The sequence below is a fragment of the Vibrio brasiliensis LMG 20546 genome (genome assembly GCF_000189255.1).
Lineage (GTDB): Bacteria > Pseudomonadota > Gammaproteobacteria > Enterobacterales > Vibrionaceae > Vibrio > Vibrio brasiliensis.
This window is the reverse complement of the sequence record NZ_AEVS01000071.1, coordinates 78,564-95,231: the sequence shown is the minus strand read 5'-3', so window position 1 is coordinate 95,231 and position 16,668 is coordinate 78,564. Positions and strand designations below refer to the sequence as shown.

Annotated in this window: 22 protein-coding genes and 1 pseudogene; all 23 read left to right on the top strand. The window is 43.0% G+C overall.

Going from position 1 to position 16,668, the window contains the following annotated elements; translation table 11 throughout:
* Nucleotides 1-172 precede the first annotated feature (172 nt).
* The 23 genes and pseudogenes from RH46_RS11950 to def all read left to right on the top strand — a co-directional run bounded on the left by RH46_RS11950 (nt 173) and on the right by def (nt 16,528).
* Entirely contained in the window at nt 173-1,177 is a 1,005-nt protein-coding gene (locus RH46_RS11950; RefSeq protein ID WP_006879717.1) for a response regulator, read from the top strand.
* Nucleotides 1,177-1,614: a PAS domain-containing protein gene (locus tag RH46_RS11945; RefSeq protein ID WP_006879716.1), complete on the top strand. Its 438-nt coding sequence runs from the start codon at nt 1,177-1,179 to the stop codon at nt 1,612-1,614. Before RH46_RS11950 ends, RH46_RS11945 begins: the two co-directional genes overlap by 1 nt.
* Nucleotides 1,615-1,689: 75 nt before the next feature.
* Nucleotides 1,690-3,192: a bifunctional ADP-dependent NAD(P)H-hydrate dehydratase/NAD(P)H-hydrate epimerase gene (locus tag RH46_RS11940; RefSeq protein ID WP_006879715.1), complete on the top strand. Its 1,503-nt coding sequence runs from the start codon at nt 1,690-1,692 to the stop codon at nt 3,190-3,192.
* Between the two features lie 208 nt (nt 3,193-3,400).
* Entirely contained in the window at nt 3,401-5,329 is a 1,929-nt protein-coding gene (thrS, locus tag RH46_RS11935) for a threonine--tRNA ligase (protein ID WP_006879714.1), read from the top strand.
* A gap of 3 nt (nt 5,330-5,332) precedes the next feature.
* Nucleotides 5,333-5,884 carry a translation initiation factor IF-3 gene (gene infC / locus RH46_RS11930; RefSeq protein ID WP_071985915.1) on the top strand — a complete coding sequence of 184 codons (552 nt, stop codon included), beginning with the start codon at nt 5,333-5,335 and terminating at the stop codon, nt 5,882-5,884.
* A 105-nt stretch (nt 5,885-5,989) separates the two neighbouring features.
* Nucleotides 5,990-6,184, top strand: coding sequence for a 50S ribosomal protein L35 (gene rpmI, locus RH46_RS11925; protein WP_004411425.1), 195 nt, complete (start codon nt 5,990-5,992; stop codon nt 6,182-6,184).
* Nucleotides 6,185-6,225: 41 nt separating this feature from the next.
* A complete protein-coding gene (rplT, locus tag RH46_RS11920; RefSeq protein WP_004401084.1) occupies nt 6,226-6,579 on the top strand; it encodes a 50S ribosomal protein L20 in 354 nt (117 codons plus the stop codon).
* A 422-nt stretch (nt 6,580-7,001) separates the two neighbouring features.
* Nucleotides 7,002-7,811 (top strand): pentapeptide repeat-containing protein, encoded by an 810-nt coding sequence (locus RH46_RS11915; RefSeq protein ID WP_006879712.1) that lies wholly within the window; start codon nt 7,002-7,004, stop codon nt 7,809-7,811.
* Between the two features lie 2 nt (nt 7,812-7,813).
* The gene (locus RH46_RS11910; protein WP_006879711.1) at nt 7,814-8,440 is read left to right on the top strand and encodes a nucleotidyltransferase domain-containing protein; all 627 of its coding nucleotides are present in this window, start codon (nt 7,814-7,816) and stop codon (nt 8,438-8,440) included.
* Entirely contained in the window at nt 8,437-8,748 is a 312-nt protein-coding gene (locus RH46_RS11905) for a hypothetical protein (RefSeq protein WP_006879710.1), read from the top strand. The genes RH46_RS11910 and RH46_RS11905 overlap by 4 nt, the downstream gene beginning before the upstream one ends.
* Nucleotides 8,749-8,967: 219 nt before the next feature.
* Nucleotides 8,968-9,459 (top strand): RDD family protein, encoded by a 492-nt coding sequence (locus RH46_RS11900; RefSeq protein WP_006879709.1) that lies wholly within the window; start codon nt 8,968-8,970, stop codon nt 9,457-9,459.
* A 140-nt stretch (nt 9,460-9,599) separates the two neighbouring features.
* Nucleotides 9,600-10,097 carry a GNAT family N-acetyltransferase gene (locus tag RH46_RS11895; RefSeq protein ID WP_006879708.1) on the top strand — a complete coding sequence of 166 codons (498 nt, stop codon included), beginning with the start codon at nt 9,600-9,602 and terminating at the stop codon, nt 10,095-10,097.
* Nucleotides 10,098-10,243: 146 nt separating this feature from the next.
* On the top strand, nt 10,244-11,008 hold the full coding sequence (locus RH46_RS11890) for a hypothetical protein (RefSeq protein ID WP_006879707.1): 765 nt from the start codon (nt 10,244-10,246) through the stop codon (nt 11,006-11,008).
* 134 nt (nt 11,009-11,142) lie between these two features.
* A complete protein-coding gene (locus RH46_RS11885; RefSeq protein ID WP_006879706.1) occupies nt 11,143-11,691 on the top strand; it encodes an AAA family ATPase in 549 nt (182 codons plus the stop codon).
* 42 nt (nt 11,692-11,733) lie between these two features.
* Nucleotides 11,734-12,057, top strand: coding sequence for a YqfO family protein (locus tag RH46_RS11880; RefSeq protein ID WP_006879705.1), 324 nt, complete (start codon nt 11,734-11,736; stop codon nt 12,055-12,057).
* A gap of 63 nt (nt 12,058-12,120) precedes the next feature.
* Entirely contained in the window at nt 12,121-12,387 is a 267-nt protein-coding gene (locus RH46_RS11875) for a hypothetical protein (protein ID WP_006879704.1), read from the top strand.
* A 172-nt stretch (nt 12,388-12,559) separates the two neighbouring features.
* Nucleotides 12,560-13,198: a DJ-1/PfpI family protein gene (locus tag RH46_RS11870; RefSeq protein WP_006879703.1), complete on the top strand. Its 639-nt coding sequence runs from the start codon at nt 12,560-12,562 to the stop codon at nt 13,196-13,198.
* A gap of 31 nt (nt 13,199-13,229) precedes the next feature.
* Entirely contained in the window at nt 13,230-13,721 is a 492-nt protein-coding gene (locus RH46_RS11865) for a DUF2867 domain-containing protein (protein ID WP_006879701.1), read from the top strand.
* A 42-nt stretch (nt 13,722-13,763) separates the two neighbouring features.
* Nucleotides 13,764-14,252, top strand: a complete 489-nt coding sequence (locus RH46_RS11860; protein WP_006879700.1) for a GNAT family N-acetyltransferase — start codon at nt 13,764-13,766, stop codon at nt 14,250-14,252.
* A gap of 239 nt (nt 14,253-14,491) precedes the next feature.
* Nucleotides 14,492-15,088, top strand: coding sequence for a DUF1353 domain-containing protein (locus tag RH46_RS11855; RefSeq protein WP_006879698.1), 597 nt, complete (start codon nt 14,492-14,494; stop codon nt 15,086-15,088).
* Nucleotides 15,089-15,101: 13 nt separating this feature from the next.
* A pseudogene (locus RH46_RS11850) lies at nt 15,102-15,320 on the top strand (GFA family protein); the annotation flags it as partial.
* 88 nt (nt 15,321-15,408) lie between these two features.
* Complete coding sequence (locus RH46_RS11845; RefSeq protein ID WP_006879695.1) at nt 15,409-15,876, top strand: Sbal_3080 family lipoprotein; 468 nt, start codon at nt 15,409-15,411, stop codon at nt 15,874-15,876.
* 148 nt (nt 15,877-16,024) lie between these two features.
* On the top strand, nt 16,025-16,528 hold the full coding sequence (gene def, locus RH46_RS11840; protein ID WP_006879694.1) for a peptide deformylase: 504 nt from the start codon (nt 16,025-16,027) through the stop codon (nt 16,526-16,528).
* Nucleotides 16,529-16,668 lie beyond the last annotated feature (140 nt).

Here is a 16,668-nt window from a genome sequence, read left to right as displayed (position 1 = left end):
TGCTATGCGATGACTTGAATTAGCGGTAAGTGCATCGGTCTACAATTATTTGTCCTTAAACGGTTTTTTAGTGACTGACTGGCGAATAAAGCATCAAAATGCGGTATTTGGCATCTCAGTGGTCTGCTACACTGTGATAATTACTACAACCAAAATAGGAGTAGGTGTACGCATGACTTTTCCCGTCCTTATATGCGATGACTCCGCTTTAGCGAGAAAGCAAATGGCTCGCTCATTGCCTGCTTCGTTAAATGCTGATATTACCTTCGCTGTCCACGGTTTAGATGCTCTGGAACAGTTAGAGAAAAATGAATTCAAGCTGATGTTCCTTGACCTGACCATGCCTGAACTTGATGGCTTTGGTACTTTAGAGGAGATCGCTAATCGGGATATCGACATCTCAGTTGTGGTTGTATCCGGTGATATTCAACCGAAAGCGAAAGAGCGCGTAATGGCTCTTGGGGCTAAGGCATTTGTTCAAAAGCCGATTGACAAAGATATCCTTAACGGTGTCCTTAAGGAGCTGGTGGAGCCAGTCACCAAGCCACAAATCATTACCCCTGTTGCAATAGACCTGCCGATCCTTCGTCGACGTGATATCTACATGGAAGTGGCGAACGTTGCTATTGGTCAGGCTGCAGATGCGCTTGCGCGACATTTTGATGTATTTGTTCACCTACCACTGCCTAACGTCAATATATTTGAAGTAAGTGAACTTCATATGGCATTGCGTGATTTGGCTGAGAACGATCAGGTATCTGGCGTTTGTCAGGGGTTCAGCGGTGAAGGCATTGCTGGTGAGGCTTTGGTCTTACTCAGTGATTCCAGTGTCTCTGACCTTAAAAAACTGATGAAGGTTCCGGCGGACAGCGAAGAACTGGAAGAGTTGGAACTGTTAATGGACGTTTCCAACATTTTGGTTGGTGCATTCCTTAACGGCCTTGGTAAACAAGCTGAGGTGCGATTCTTCCAAAGCTCACCAGTGCTACTCGGTCAACATATATCAATTGACTCTGTTATCTCATCGACGTCCGGTTCTTTTAAAAAGACCATGACATTTGAGGTCAGTTACAACATTGATGGTACCTCTATTCGTTGTGACCTGTTATTTATGTTTGTCGACGAATCACTGCCGCTGCTTGATAACAAGTTAGCTTACTTAATGGAGGACTTTTAATGTTAAATCTTCCAGCTGAATTTGAGCAGTTCCATTGGATGGTCGACATGGTGCAAAACGTCGATCTGGGATTAGTTGTACTTGATAGAGAACACAACGTCCAAGTGTGGAACGGCTTTATGACTCACCATAGCGGCATACAGGCGCATGATGCGATAGGCAAATCCTTATTTGAACTCTTCCCTGAAATACCTCAGGAGTGGTTTAAGCTTAAGACCAAACCGGTTTATGACTTAGGTTGTCGTAGTTTCATCACCTGGCAACAACGACCTTATCTGTTTAAGTGCCGTAACGTTCGCCCTGTGACTCAACAAGCGGACTACATGTACCAGAACATTACGCTAAACCCGATGCGCACACCGACTGGAGAAATTCGTTCCCTGTTTATCTCGGTTCAGGATGCCACCGCCGAAGCTCTGGTGTCGAAAAATCAATAAATTGCCAACAACGCCAAGGAATGCCTTGGCGTTGTTGTTTATGCTATAGACTCCACTGTTAACAAGACGCGCATTATGAGTTCAACACTTCCTCGCCAACTATTTACCGGGCAACAAGTCAAACGCGGAGAGCAGCAAGCAGCCCAGCTAGCTGGCATAAAGATGTACAGCCTGATGCAAAGTGCTGGCACTGCCGTGTATCAGTTACTAAGGCTGCAATATCCCAATGCTAAACGTCTGCTAATACTGATTGGCGGTGGTAACAATGGCGGTGATGGTCTGATTGTCGCCAGGCTTGCTAAGGAAGATGGTTTACACGTGACGGCGGCACTTTACGGTGAGGAGTCTAAACTGTCCGGAGATGCGCTGAGAGCAAAACAGGAGTGGTTGGCCAATGGCGGAGAACTCGTTTGTTTAGATAGCCTTGAACTTGAACAACTTGATGCGGATGTGATCGTTGATGGGCTGCTCGGCACGGGTCTGCAAGGCGACGTACGTATGCCGATGCAGAATCTTATTGAGCGTGTTAACCATCTAAAGTTACCTGTAGTAGCTATTGATATTCCTTCAGGCTTGTGCAGCGATACCGGGCGTATATTGGGACAGGCAGTTAAAGCTTCACACACCATGACTTTTATTGGAGTAAAACAAGGGCTAACCACAGGGCAGGCGCGCGAAGTCACCGGACAATTACACTTTGCTGGCTTAGGCGTCGATCACACTTTCCTTCAAATTGAACAAATCTCTAGCCAGTTACTCGATTTAGATGAGCTACGACAGGTACTCCCGCGTCGAACAGCCAGCGCTCATAAAGGAAATCACGGACGTGTGCTTTGTTTGGGAGGGAACAATGGATTTGCAGGAGCGATAAGATTATGTGCCAGCGCAGCCGCTCGTAACGGAGCCGGACTGATTCGCGCTTTATGCCATGTTAACTCGACGGTTGCACTGCAAGTCAGTTGTCCGGAAGTGATGACCCAGTCATGGGACAATCAACAGTCAGTATTAGAGCAAGCTTTGGCTCAGACAGACGTTGTGGCGATTGGCCCCGGGCTTAGTGTTGATGATTGGGCTAAACGCCTCTATCAATCCGTTCAGACTATCGATAAACCCAAGGTGGTCGATGCAGATGGGTTGAATCTGCTCGCTTTAGCGCCCAATGTTGACCCGAAGCGCATTATTACTCCTCATCCAGGTGAAGCCGCGCGATTACTTGATTGCAGCGTTAAGCAAGTGGAGCAAGACAGATTTAAGGCAGTCAGAGCACTACAACAGAAATATGGTGGGGTAGTGGTACTAAAAGGTGCCGGAACCTTAATTTGTGGCGATGGCAAAACCTACGTCTGTTCTGCTGGTAATCCGGGCATGGCTTCTGGTGGCATGGGCGACGTGCTGACAGGTGTTATTGCCGCTCTGATTGGTCAGGGCTTAAGTCTACTTGATGCAGCTCGAGTGGGTGTTCTGCTTCATAGCACGGCGGCTGATGAACTTGCCGAGCGCGACGGTCAGATAGGTCTGTTGGCAAGTGACGTAGTGCTGCAGTCTCGAATCGTGCTAAATCGTTGGATGGCTGGCTAAAAAGCGAACTTTTTTTAATCATTTCTGTGACTTCGATTGTTATTTCACGCTAATCCGTTACAATGCTTGCTCGTTCCTGAGTTGTGCATCCGTATTTGCATATAAAAGGACAAGTTTTCTTGTCTTTAACTCGATGTTTTTTCAGTTAAAGATACGTTTTAAATACACGTGTTGCTTGGTGTGCAACACCACTGTAAAGGATAGTTAAATGCCTATTATTACTCTTCCTGACGGCAGTCAGCGTCAATTTGACAACCCAGTTTCTACTCTTGAAGTCGCTCAGTCTATCGGTCCTGGTCTAGCTAAAGCTACCATCGCTGGCCGTGTTGACGGTAACCGTGTTGATGCATGTGATCTTATTGAACAAGACGCAAGCCTTGAAATCATCACCGTTAAAGATGAAGACGATGGTCTGGAAATCGTTCGCCACTCTTGTGCTCACTTGCTAGGTCACGCGATCAAGCAACTTTTCCCTGAAGCGAAAATGGCGATTGGTCCTACGATCGACAACGGTTTCTACTACGATATCGACTTAGAGCACTCTCTAACGCAAGAAGATCTTGAAAAGATTGAAAAGCGTATGAAAGAGCTGGCGAAAACTAAGTACCAAGTGATCAAGAAAAAGGTCAGCTGGCAGGAAGCACGCGATGCATTTGAAGCTCGCGGTGAAACATACAAGATGGAAATCTTGGACGAGAACGTTGCTCGCGACGATCGCCCGGGTCTTTACCATCATGAAGAATACATCGATATGTGTCGTGGTCCACACGTACCACATATGGGTTTCTGTCAGCACTTCACGCTACTTAACGTAGCTGGTGCTTACTGGCGTGGTAACAGTGACAACAAGATGCTACAACGTATCTACGGTACTGCATTCCACGACAAAAAAGCGCTTAAAGCGCACCTAACTCGCTTAGAAGAAGCGGCGAAGCGTGACCACCGTAAAATTGGTAAGCAGCTAGACCTGTTCCACATGCAGCAAGAAGCACCTGGTATGGTGTTCTGGCATCACAATGGTTGGTCTATCTTCCGTGATCTGGAAGTATTCGTTCGTGAAAAACTAACTGAGTACGGTTACCAGGAAGTGAAAGGTCCACTTATCATGGACCGCGTTCTATGGGAACGCTCTGGTCACTGGGACAAATACGCAGAAGCGATGTTTACAACGTCTTCTGAAAACCGTGACTACGCACTTAAGCCAATGAACTGTCCGGGCCACGTTCAGATCTTCAACCAGGGTCTGAAGTCGTACCGCGATCTGCCGCTACGTATGGCTGAGTTTGGCTCATGTCACCGTAACGAGCCATCAGGCGCGCTACACGGCATTATGCGTGTTCGTGGCTTCACTCAGGATGATGCACACATCTTCTGTACTGAAAGCCAGATTCAAGACGAAGTAACTAGCTGTATTAAGATGGTTTACGATACGTACCAAACATTTGGTTTCGATAACATCGTAGTTAAACTGTCTACTCGTCCTGAAAAGCGTGTTGGTTCAGATGAAATCTGGGATCAATCTGAAGAAGCACTGAAACAGTCTCTTGAAGCGATGGATATTCCATACGAAATTCAAGAAGGCGAGGGTGCATTCTACGGTCCTAAGATCGAATTCACACTACATGACTGTCTAGACCGTGCATGGCAATGTGGTACAGTTCAGCTAGACTTCAACCTACCGGGTCGTCTGGGTGCAACTTACGTTGATGAAAATAACGAGCGCCAAGTGCCAGTTATGATTCACCGTGCTATTCTTGGTTCACTAGAACGATTCATTGGTATTCTTATTGAAGAATACTACGGCTTCTTCCCAACTTGGTTATCGCCAGAACAGGCTGTAATCATGAATATCACTGACAAACAGTCAGATTATGTTCAGGAAGTGGCACAAAAACTACAAAAATGTGGAATTAGAGCTAAAGCGGACTTGAGAAATGAGAAGATTGGCTTTAAAATCCGCGAACATACTTTGAAGCGTGTACCGTTTATGCTTGTTTGTGGCGACCAAGAAATGGAAGCTGGCGAAATTGCAGTACGTACTCGTAAAGGTAAGGATCTCGGCAAGTTTAAAGTGGATGACTTTATTTCTTACATCCAAGACGAGATCTCAAGCCGTAAGCTCAATCTGGAGGAATAAACTATTAAAGGCGGAAGACGCGGCCAAGTACCGGCCAAACAAAATGCTCATCGTTTAAACGGTGAAATTCGTGGCGTTCGTGAAGTTCGTTTAACAGGTGCTGATGGCGAATCAGTTGGTGTTGTTTCTATCCAAGAAGCAGTAGCCGCAGCTGAAGAAGCTGGTATGGATCTGGTAGAAATCAGTCCAAATGCTGAGCCACCAGTATGTCGTGTAATGGACTACGGTAAATTCCTCTTTGAGAAGAGCAAATCTGCTAAAGAGCAGAAGAAAAAGCAAAAGCAGGTCCAGATTAAGGAAGTAAAATTCCGTCCTGGAACTGATATTGGAGACTATCAGGTAAAACTACGCAACCTGACGCGTTTCCTTGAAGAAGGCAACAAAGTGAAGGTAACAATTCGCTTCCGTGGCCGAGAAATGGCACACCAAGACATCGGTGTTGACGTTCTAAATCGTCTTAAGGAAGACACTGTTGAAATCGCAGTAGTGGAATCTTTCCCTAAGAAGATCGAAGGTCGTCAGATGATCATGGTTCTTGCCCCTAAAAAGAAGTAATTAACGGCTTTGCAAGTAATAAAACTCAGCTGCCGTAAGGTGGCTGAGTTTTGTTCGCCCTAATTACTATTGTTAATACAACTCAACAATGCGGAGTTATTCATCATGCCTAAGATGAAAACCAACAAAGGTGCTGCTAAGCGTTTTAAGAAAACTGCTGGTGGTATTAAGTTTAAGCACGCTACTAAACGTCACATCCTGACTAAGCGTACTACTAAGAACAAGCGTCAGCTTCGTCCAAATGCAATCCTTCCTAAGTGTGAAGTGGCTGCAGTTGCTCGTATGCTACCATACGCATAATTCTTTTTAGTTTATTAATCGTTTAGTTTAGGAGAAGCATAATGCCTCGCGTAAAACGTGGTGTACAAGCTCGTGCACGTCATAAGAAAGTTCTAAAACAAGCTAAAGGTTACTACGGTGCACGTTCACGTGTTTACCGCGTAGCTTTCCAAGCAGTTACTAAAGCTGGTCAATACGCTTACCGTGACCGTCGCAACAAGAAACGTCAATTCCGTCAACTATGGATTGCACGTATCAACGCTGCATCTCGTCAAAATGGTCTATCTTACAGCCGTTTCATCAACGGTCTTAAGAAAGCATCTATCGAGATCGACCGTAAGATCCTTGCTGACATCGCGGTATTCGACAAAGCTGCATTCGCAGTTCTAGTTGAAAAAGCGAAAGCTGCTCTTTAATTAGAGTTAGTTATTAGGATTAAGGAAAGGAGAGCTTAGGCTCTCCTTTTTTATGCCCGCAATTCTTCAAAGGCTCGGTGAAGGGCTTATCACTCTCTATAAAGAACCATATCGCATTGAGCGTAAAGGCTTGTATCCTCATTACTATTTATCTACTGCCAAGTCCCCCAGGTTTGACTGGATTCACATGCAGTCACCTTCCATTCGAACTATTTCAATAATTAGTAGAGACTTTGCCGCCTAATTGCGAGATAAGTGACACGTTCTAAATCACTTAATCCATTAGTTTCATAGGTTTGTGTGATAGTATCTGAAGATATTTAGCAACTAGAAGTGCAGCCCGCAAGTGAGTTAGTCGTGCACTTTGTCTGCTAATAAGCGTTAGCCAGCACGATAGATCGATAAACGAGAGTTAATATTACATGTTAGATGATAGTCGAAGAAAAACTCTAACTGACAAGATGTTCAAGGAGGAAGAGGTTGGTAGTGGTTACTCTAACACTCTTTTTGTGCGCCTTGTCGGGCTACGCATCGTTTTTACAAATGTAGACTTCAAGTATTGCATTTTTGACGCTGCGTACCTAAGAAACTGTACTTTTGAGTCCTGTGATTTTACGGGCTGTAGGTTCATAAATAGCAATCTAGTCGGTTCTGCGTTCAATGGGTGTAAGTTCGATTATGCAACTTTTGAAAAAACTCAAATTGATACAGATATTTTAGAAAGTGGTTGTCCTAGTTCTGAAAATCTAAAGTTGAAATTTGCGCGCTCTCTTCGGACGAACTATCAGCAGCTTGGTGATGCTAAAGCTGCTAATAAAGCTATTAGTATCGAGTTAAAGGCTACAGAAGTTCATCTACACAAGGCTTGGAGCTCAAAAGAGTCGTATTATAGAAAGAAATATAAGGGATTTGTTAGGGCGTCTCTCTTTGTGGAATGGCTGGAGTTCAAACTGTTAGATTTCATTTGGGGGAATGGTGAGAGCGCATACAAGCTATTTAGGGCTGTATTTTTAGTTCTGCTGTCAATAACAATGCACGACGTGATTCATTACGGTGACCCCAATATGGTTAGTAATTATTGGGCATCATTTATAAAGTCTCCTCAAATTTTATTTGGTATAAATGGGACATCTGAATATTCTGGTGCTTTCTTAGCTCTAGTATTTGCTACAAGACTGATCATGTTTGGCTTCTTTATGTCAATTATCATTAAACGTTTTAATAGGAGATAATTGTGCATATTTATGCTTTTGGTTCTATATGTAGAGGTGACATTGACATAGGTTCTGATGTTGACATGTTGATCATTGCAAAAGGTCAATTAGATAACATAAATCCATCGGATTATTCAATTTATTCGTATGACCGAATCAAAGAGCTCTGGGAACAAGGTAATCCTTTTGCTTGGCACCTTCATCTGGAGTCGAAATTAGTTTTCTCACAAGATAGCTCGAACTTCTTGAGTGAGTTGGGTTGCCCTAGCGCTTATTCTGATGGAGAGTCTGATTGTGTTAAGTTCTATGAAATATTCAAATCAGCATGTTTCTCAATAAATGAGTCGGCGTTGTCCCGGGAGTTTGATTTATCGACAGTGTTTTTGGCAATGAGAAACTTTGCTTCATGTTACTCGTTGGCATATTTACAACGTCCTGATTTTTCAAGACGCTCTAGCATAAACCTAGGTGCTTTAAGTGTCCCAATCGATAGAGAAGTATTCGATGTGCTGGAGTCCGCTAGAATTCTCTGCACACGAGGTGTTGGAAGTTCTCTTACAGAGCCTCAAGTGTTTGCAGCAATTGAAAGTCTTTCCCAAATAGAATACTGGATGCAGTCATTGATAAGAAGAGTCGATAAAGTATGAGTGAGTTTAGAAATAGAATTGAATCGCAGCGAGAAGCTGTGAAGATTGTAAATAGTTTCCACTTATATGAGGAACCTCTATTCAGTTTGACAGAAAAATCGATCAACAGATGGGTTTCTATAAACCAAATAGACCCTAAGGCAGTGCATGTTAATCTAGTTATTCAGGCTTCTAAGAAACTGTTCTTTTTGGCTAATAAAAGTCAGGAGCAAGTCACGGAAGACTACAAGAAACTATCGAAAGATGTAGCAGATCTTTTAATTCAAATAAGTCGAGAAATGAGTGCTCTCCGACAAAATGCTGGCTAACAAGCAATTTAAGATGGATTCACAACGCTTGGCACTTTGGGTTTGATTGACCTTAAAAGTTCACGGTTCGATGGTTTGGGCTAGGTGGTGGCGTTGCTCACTACTTAATTTGGTGCTATGTAAGTTTAGGTGTATAGCAATAAGTTGAATATTGCCTTGAGAAAGAAATCACATTCCGTATCATACATTTACGTTGGTTATATAAACTAGGTAAATAATATGAAAGATAATGTTCCCGCGAAAATGAGTGATTTGTACGAATATTCAGGTTTTTGGCCTCGAGTTGGTGCTAGTCTAATTGATACTGTGATAATTTGCGTCCTTACATACCCGATTCTAGTAGCGGTTTATGGCTGGGCATATTTTGACAACGATGCGTTAGTGCAAGGCTTCGCTGACCTGATTTTAAGCTGGATTTTTCCATTGGTAGCGGTCATTGGTTTCTGGCTTTATCGTCAAGCGACACCAGGTAAAATGGCTATATCAGCGAAAATTGTAGACGCTAAAACAGGTGATAAACCTACCCTTCAACAGTACATTGTAAGATATCTTGGGTATATCCTAGCGACAATCCCTCTTGGACTAGGTATATTTTGGGTGGCTTGGGACAAGCGTAAACAGGGATGGCACGACAAACTCGCCAATACCGTCGTTATCTGCGAAAAAGATCGAAACACACCTCAAGAAGTTGAATTCTCATCAAAAAATTAACATACAAGCTTTTAAGAATGACTCCCAACGTTTGGCATATTTCATTCCATCGTTGGGTTTCGTGTTTATGGTGGTAAGGTTTAGGTCTGTGGTCGCGCCGCTCACACCTTAATTTGGCTTTAGCACATAAGGAGCAATACTTGGAACTTGCGATAGGGTTCAGTAACACAAAGTTTATTTTCAGCCCAGTTTGTGTGAATGATGCCTCAGAATTCTTTGAGTCTATTAATTCCAGAGAGTTTCCCTCTTCTTTGCCATTGGCTGAAATCAAAACACTGGCGCAAGCTAAGGCTTGGTGTTTGGATATGGTTTCTGGTTGGGAGTCTGGCAAATGTTATGTCTGGACATGTCGTCGTTCGTCAGATTTAACAATTGTTGGTCAGGTGACTCTACTTCCAAAAGAAAACTGTTTGGCTTTGGCATATTGGGTAGTTCCGAGTCTTTGGGGGCAGGGTATCGCAACAGAAATGTGTAAGTCATTACTAGCCCACATACAGAGAACTGGATATAGAGGCAATGTCTGGGCTGGTGTTCATTCTTGGAATGCTCGAAGCTCTGCTGTGCTGAAAAAGCTTGGTTTTAGAGAAATAGAATCTAGCGCCGAAAGCACAGGGTATCTCTTAGAGATTGAGTGTTAAAAGAGCATTTTAGAGTGGCTCTCACGCTAGGCGATCTCAGTTTCAACTTAGTTTTAATGTTCAAGGTGCAATGGTTTAGGTTAGGTGTTTAACGTTATTCGCGCCCGAATTGGGCGTTATGTTGTTGGATTAAAAAGGACAGTCTAATGAAGAAAAATATTGTGGTTGGTTGTACATTGCTAGGTGTTGTCGCACTATTTTTCGTCGGGAAACGCAGTGGAGAAGAACTGTCATTAGCAGCTTGTGATCTGAGTTGGAAGGTCGAAACTCCAGTTTATTTCTTTACGGATGACTCGATCAGCGAATCAAAAATCAATGAATTCATTGACTACTCTAACCTTGTTCTTGAAAACTCATGTGTGCCGATGCAGCGAACATTATCAGGTATTACTAGGCTTGACCTTACCGATTTCGAAGGCGGTGGTAGTGGTAAGTTGCATCATCAGTTAGCGCAAGCTGTGGGCGACACTGTGTTAGAGCCGCTGCAACGTGAGGGGAGTTACTATGTACTAGTTCTTCCTGAAGAACACCCATTTTCACAGGACGGTAGTGCCGGCACTGCTCATGTGAATTTTAGTCGCAGTTTTCTGGTTTTATCATCTGACGCAGAAGTACATGTACTTGAACATGAATTAGGTCACTTGGCCTGGGCGTGGCACAACGATACGCCAGAGCACTGGCTTAAAGGTCAACTGCTGCCGGAGAACCATAAGTTCATAAAACCCTATGCGTTTGGGGCTTTGTGTCGTGAAGCGGGGACAGTGATGACGTATGCAGAAAAAGTGTTGCCCGTGTATTCCTCACCAGACATTGCATATTATGGAAAAGCCTGTGGTGATGAAGAAAAAGCAGATAATGCACGACACATGCGAGAGTTTGCTCAGTCGTTAAATTTAAACACCGCAACATAACAGTAATTTAAGCAGATTCGTAACGCTCGGTGCTTTCGGTTTGAATCAGCTTTAGTGTTTACAACACAATAATTTAGGTAGGTGGTAGAGCCGATCATCACCTTAATATTCGTTATCCGTCGATGGAGTTTTGTTTGAGTAATCGAGTAGTTTTTACAGGTGGCCCGGGTTCAGGGAAGACTTCAGTTATCGAATTTCTACGCCAGATGGGTTACGCAAGTGCACCTGAAGTTGGGCGAAAAGTTATCCAGACCCAAGTCGAATCGCAAGGTACAGCATTACCTTGGTTAGACAAGACCGCATTCCGCGACGAAATGGTTCTTGAAGAAATCGACAATTACAAAAACTTTGGTGGTACTGCCATTACGTTTTACGACCGAAGTATTATCGACTCGTATGGGTACAGTAAGCTTGAGCGCATACCTATATCGGATCTTTTGTTAGCGAAATGTGGTGAACTGACTTATTGCCGTAAAGTTTTCATTTTTCCACCTTGGGAAGAAATCTATGAAAATGACGCTGAACGAAAACAGGGCTTTACTGAAGCAATAGCGACATACCATGAAATGGTGAGTGCATATATTAAGTTTGGCTATGACTTAATTGAAGTTCCTAAGGTTTCAGTTAAAGAAAGGGCACAGTTCATCGTTAGTAAAATGAGCGACTGCTTTAGCATTGCGTGACTGATACCTTTACTAAACCGGTAATTTGGAGTTTAAAATCAGATGTATAAACTAGAAATCTTTTGTACACCCGATCAACGAGATCTAGTTCTGAATACGTTACATGAGTCAGGTGTCGATAAAATCGGAAACTATGACCACTGTTGGGCTATTGGTTCAGTTATAGGATCTCATCGAGCTCTAGAGGGCTCGACTCCCGTATTCGGAAACAGAGGAGAAGTGGAAAACTACCCACTATTAAAAATAGAAATTAATGTGTCAAAGAGCCGAGTCAAACCTATCGTTGACCAGCTTCGGGTGTGTCTGGGTTGGGAAGAGCCTTTAGTCAATGTCTTCAAAGTGTATAACTCAGAGTTTGATCTTTGATGATGTAATTTTCAGCATACAAATTGATAATATGTTCAAATTCTCTGTTTACTGAGCTTGTATATGGAAACCCGAAAAAAAGAACTTCTAGCCGTATTAACGAAAGAATGCGAAATTTACTCATCAATACCCGCGAGCGAACAACAACAAAAACGCGATAAAAAGTGCTTTATTAATGGCCTGATGACTGCTTGTCGAGTTGTAGGTGTCAGTTTTGAAGAACTTAACGCAATAATCGAATCTATGCCTCAACAGCCGAAGTTCAAAGACATAGATGAGAAGTTATCTATCCCAACTTATGTACGAAATAATGTTGAAATCAAAGTTTAGTACTTGGCTACGTACCTAACAATCAACTGTCACAGTTTCGCAACTCTTGGCATTCTTGGTTTTAATCAGCTTCAGTCTCTGCGGCACAATGGGGTAGTCTAGGTAGCAGCGTTGCTCAATACTAAACTGGGTGTTTTGCGGCTTATGAAATCAACCAAAGAGATAAAATCTTATGTACAAAGTTGGCGTTGTTTTGTTTGATGATTTCACTGATGTAGACTTCTTTCTTATGTATGATTTGCTTGGTCGAACAACCGATAGTTGGACGGTGAGCATACTGGGAACTAAGCCTGAACATCATTCCCATCTTGGTATGAAAGTTAAAACAGACGGGCATATTTCAGAGGTGTCGAATCAAGATGTCGTTCTTATCACCAGTGGTAAACGTGGTATTCCGGCAGCGATGAAAGATGCTGAATTTATGTCAGCGTTGAGCCTTGACCCAAACAAACAGCTAATCGGTTCGATTTGTGCTGGTTCATTTATCCTTCATGAGCTCGGTTTACTAAAAGGTAAGCCGTTGACGACCAATCCAGACGCTAAGAGTGTTCTGCAAAGTATGGGAGGAGACGTTCAGGACTTACCTCTCGTGGTCGAGGGTAACATTGCCACTGCCGGAGGTTGTCTTTCACTGATGTATCTAATCGGTTGGATGGCAGAGCGACTGTTTGACTCAAGTAAGAGAAAAGCTATTCAGAATCAATTAATTCCAGCCGGGCAGCTAGAGTTGTTTGAAGAGCTCATTGCTACAACTATTCAATCGGCAGAGTTGGAAAATTCGCACAATAAAGCGTTGAGTAGTGATTTGTAACACTTGGCACTATGGCCATATGGAGAAACAGATGACCATACCAATTCAATCTGAGCTTTATGGCTATGCCCAAGGGGCTTATTTTGCGGATAGCTTTTCTCGTCAGATCCCATATCAGGGTCAGACAGCATTAGATATCTACCTGGAGATAGCGAAACAAACACCAGCGTGGGTCTCATTGTTAATGGCAATGAGAAACCGCATCGTATCCATGCTCGGACTAAAGCACTTAGGTCGATTGCAGGATGCAGCAGCAAACACGTCTAATCCAGAGCCAGGTGAGCGACTAGGCATATTCACATTAGTAAGTAGCAACGAGCATGAAATTGTTCTTGAGGATAGCGATAAGCACCTCGATGTTAGAGTGTCGTTTCTACTTGATGTAAAAGGTGATGATGTCACGGTTCATGCCACGACAGTGGTACATGTACATAATTTGTTTGGTAGAGCTTATATGTTATTCGTCGCGCCGGTTCATAAACTGATAGTCCCAAGCTCATTGAAAACTCTGACTCGGGCATAGTAAGACGTTGAAACAACGAGTCGGTAAATTAAAAGGATAGTTATGGTTGTACTCAGAGAAATGCGTCAGGAAGAATATCCCGCCTATTGTCAGTACTTTATTAACGATTACAGTCATGAAATCGCTAAAAATTACGGTCACTCGATGGAACTCGCCATAGAGTTAGCGGAGAAAGACTTACATCGGTGTTTTCCTAATGGACTGGACAGCAAGGAACATTCGCTGCTCTGTATTGATGCTGAAGTAAATGGGCAATCATGCCTGGTTGGTTATCTGTGGCACTCGGTCAATGCAGAAGACAAGTCTACTTTTATCTATGACTTTTATGTCTCAGGTGAGTACAGAGGCTTGGGGTACGGAACTGAAGCAATATCTGCTCTAGAGGAGCAATTGCAAGAGTGTGGTATAGAGCAAATAAAGCTAAGGGTGGCTTATCACAATGAGCGAGCTCTCAAATTGTTTCAGGCAGTAGGGTTTGTGATTACCGGCTTCAACATGTCTAAGAAAGTGGCTAAAGCGGTCAGTAACTAGCAAATACACGTGGGTTCCCTCATAGTTGAATGCCTCTTAATTGCGACCTTACTACCATTCTTTAAACTAGTTAATCCATTAGTTTCATAATCTTGTGTGATAATGTTTGCTGAACTATTGGATCTAAGTTGGCGCTCAGCGGGCTGATTGAGCTTACACTTTGTCGATTCAGGCTTTGGCTCAGATGAGCACAGCTCTCGGCCTTAGATAGACGTCAATCGAAAAACAGAGAATTTATAATGGAATGCATTATTCAAGTTATAGGTTGGCTAACCGTTGCCCTTCTAATCACATACCTTGTGTTGCTGCTACTGGCAAGAGTACTTGCTTTTAACAGCAGTAATGAAGGCATTGAAATGCCTAAGTTAATACCCGTGACGATTCAGACTAAAAATCAACCTTCTTTCTTACATAAGTTGGTTGTATTTGTCACTCAGACCAGACAATGGGAGTTGGCGGATAACTGGACTTATAAGCTCAATGAAGAAGTTACACTGGTAATAGAAAAAGGCTTCGTCTTTGATGGCGCGTCAATCCCGAGAATATTCTGGGCGATACTAAGTCCAACGGGTTTACTCCTTATTCCGGGGCTCATTCATGATTACGGCTATCGATACGATCAAATATGGAAGTTAGAAGATGACCATCAAGTAAGTGTTTATGCCCAAGGTAATGGTAAAGCTTACTGGGATGATTTATTCAAACAAGTGGGTAACAACGTCAATGAAGTCGGTTTAGTGAATCTTATCGCAAAGCTCGGTGTAGCATGGGGTGGAGGTGATATTTGGGACGGACATCGTAAGCGAAATAAACAGCCTCAAAAGCCTGTGTTTTGATAACCAAATTGGGTCGCGAGAGTTCTGTTCAGAGTGCGGAACGCACCTGTTTTATAAGTTCAAACAAACTGGCGAGTACAATATGCCTGTCGGTCTATTTCAGAATCTAGAAGGGTTAGAAATGGATATGCAGTATTTTAGTGACATGCGTCCGAGCTATTACTGTTTCGCTAATGAGACAAAAGAAATGACCACCGAAGAAATCATGGCTTACTTTGCGGATAAGGTGTAATTATTCAGCCTCAGTGGTAGAGTTGCTCTGACGTTATTTGCTGTTATGCAGCTATTTGAAATTTAAGATTTATTATAAGAGACGTAAAATGTACAAGAAATTAGTTATCCTTTGTCTTCCAGCATTATTGGCGGCGTGTGCTGCTCCTAAATATACCGTAGAGCCGATATCAGAAGAGAATCAGAGTAAAGAGATTACTATTGTCAAAGACAATGCGACTCGAGAAATATTCTTAGATTCGATGCAGGAATGGTGTCTCGATACAGCACATAAATGCACTGTTGTTAGCGATGGAACGACTCCTAAGAGCTCCGAACTTACACTGACTTATGTGTCACGTTGGAGTTGGGATTTCAGAACCTTTATTGCGGATGCAAAAGTGAAAGCTTACAAAAATAGCGAAAAGGTCGGCGAAGTTGAGTTTAAGGCACCGAATAGCGCAAACTCGGATAAGTGGGGAGACGACAGCAAACGCATTATCGCGATGATGGATTTACTATTTGGAAAACAAACCGTCAGTGAAGCTCAGTCAAAAATTAAATCGGGTCAGATGTAACCGTATAACAGTTAGTCAATCGTGAACCCATCATTTGGCTGTTAGCTAGAGGTTGGGTTTGGTATTGAAGGTACGATCGCTTTGGTTTGATAGTTGCTCTATCGACATACTGTGTGGTCGTTCAAGTTACGAAAATTCAAAGGTAAATATGGCAGTTTTAGACATTCTTACGGCACCCGATCCAAGGCTTAAAGTGACAGCGGAAAAGGTACAGGATGTATCGTCGGTACAGACGTTGATCGATGATATGTTGGATACCCTATATGCGACCGATAACGGTATCGGGCTGGCAGCAATTCAGGTTGGCCGTAAAGAAGCGGTGGTGATTATTGACCTGTCAGAAAATCGCGATGAACCACTTATTTTGGTCAACCCTGAAGTAGTGAGTGGCAGTGACAAAGCGATGGGACAAGAAGGCTGTTTGTCTGTGCCTGATTACTATGCCGATGTAGAACGTTTTACTTCAGTAGTAGTGTCTGCATTGGATCGTGAAGGAAACCAAATCACGCTCGAAAGTGATGACTTTCTCGCTATTGTAATGCAGCATGAAATCGATCATTTATCAGGTAACCTTTTCATCGATTACCTTTCTCCCCTTAAGCGCCAGATGGCAATGAAAAAGGTCAAGAAATACCTTAAAGCGAATACCTAGTTCCACGGCACTCATATACATCAGGCCTTTTATTGGTAGCTAAACCCTCGCTCTGAATCCTTCAGCTCATTCTTTTTCGTTGATTGGCGCAAGGTCAATCAACGAAGCATCGATAATTCCCCAAGAAGATCACTTTAAAT

Excerpts from the sequence above, each read along its gene's own strand:
- RH46_RS11950 (WP_006879717.1), top strand. The coding sequence starts at position 173 with ATGACTTTTCCCGTCCTTATATGCGATGACTCCGCTTTAGCGAGAAAG.
- RH46_RS11945 (WP_006879716.1), top strand. The coding sequence starts at position 1,177 with ATGTTAAATCTTCCAGCTGAATTTGAGCAGTTCCATTGGATGGTCGAC.
- RH46_RS11940 (WP_006879715.1), top strand. The coding sequence starts at position 1,690 with ATGAGTTCAACACTTCCTCGCCAACTATTTACCGGGCAACAAGTCAAA.
- thrS (WP_006879714.1), top strand. The coding sequence starts at position 3,401 with ATGCCTATTATTACTCTTCCTGACGGCAGTCAGCGTCAATTTGACAAC.
- rpmI (WP_004411425.1), top strand. The coding sequence starts at position 5,990 with ATGCCTAAGATGAAAACCAACAAAGGTGCTGCTAAGCGTTTTAAGAAA.
- rplT (WP_004401084.1), top strand. The coding sequence starts at position 6,226 with ATGCCTCGCGTAAAACGTGGTGTACAAGCTCGTGCACGTCATAAGAAA.
- RH46_RS11915 (WP_006879712.1), top strand. The coding sequence starts at position 7,002 with ATGTTAGATGATAGTCGAAGAAAAACTCTAACTGACAAGATGTTCAAG.
- RH46_RS11905 (WP_006879710.1), top strand. The coding sequence starts at position 8,437 with ATGAGTGAGTTTAGAAATAGAATTGAATCGCAGCGAGAAGCTGTGAAG.
- RH46_RS11900 (WP_006879709.1), top strand. The coding sequence starts at position 8,968 with ATGAAAGATAATGTTCCCGCGAAAATGAGTGATTTGTACGAATATTCA.
- RH46_RS11890 (WP_006879707.1), top strand. The coding sequence starts at position 10,244 with ATGAAGAAAAATATTGTGGTTGGTTGTACATTGCTAGGTGTTGTCGCA.
- RH46_RS11880 (WP_006879705.1), top strand. The coding sequence starts at position 11,734 with ATGTATAAACTAGAAATCTTTTGTACACCCGATCAACGAGATCTAGTT.
- RH46_RS11875 (WP_006879704.1), top strand. The coding sequence starts at position 12,121 with ATGGAAACCCGAAAAAAAGAACTTCTAGCCGTATTAACGAAAGAATGC.
- RH46_RS11870 (WP_006879703.1), top strand. The coding sequence starts at position 12,560 with ATGTACAAAGTTGGCGTTGTTTTGTTTGATGATTTCACTGATGTAGAC.
- RH46_RS11865 (WP_006879701.1), top strand. The coding sequence starts at position 13,230 with ATGACCATACCAATTCAATCTGAGCTTTATGGCTATGCCCAAGGGGCT.
- RH46_RS11860 (WP_006879700.1), top strand. The coding sequence starts at position 13,764 with ATGGTTGTACTCAGAGAAATGCGTCAGGAAGAATATCCCGCCTATTGT.
- RH46_RS11855 (WP_006879698.1), top strand. The coding sequence starts at position 14,492 with ATGGAATGCATTATTCAAGTTATAGGTTGGCTAACCGTTGCCCTTCTA.
- RH46_RS11845 (WP_006879695.1), top strand. The coding sequence starts at position 15,409 with ATGTACAAGAAATTAGTTATCCTTTGTCTTCCAGCATTATTGGCGGCG.
- def (WP_006879694.1), top strand. The coding sequence starts at position 16,025 with ATGGCAGTTTTAGACATTCTTACGGCACCCGATCCAAGGCTTAAAGTG.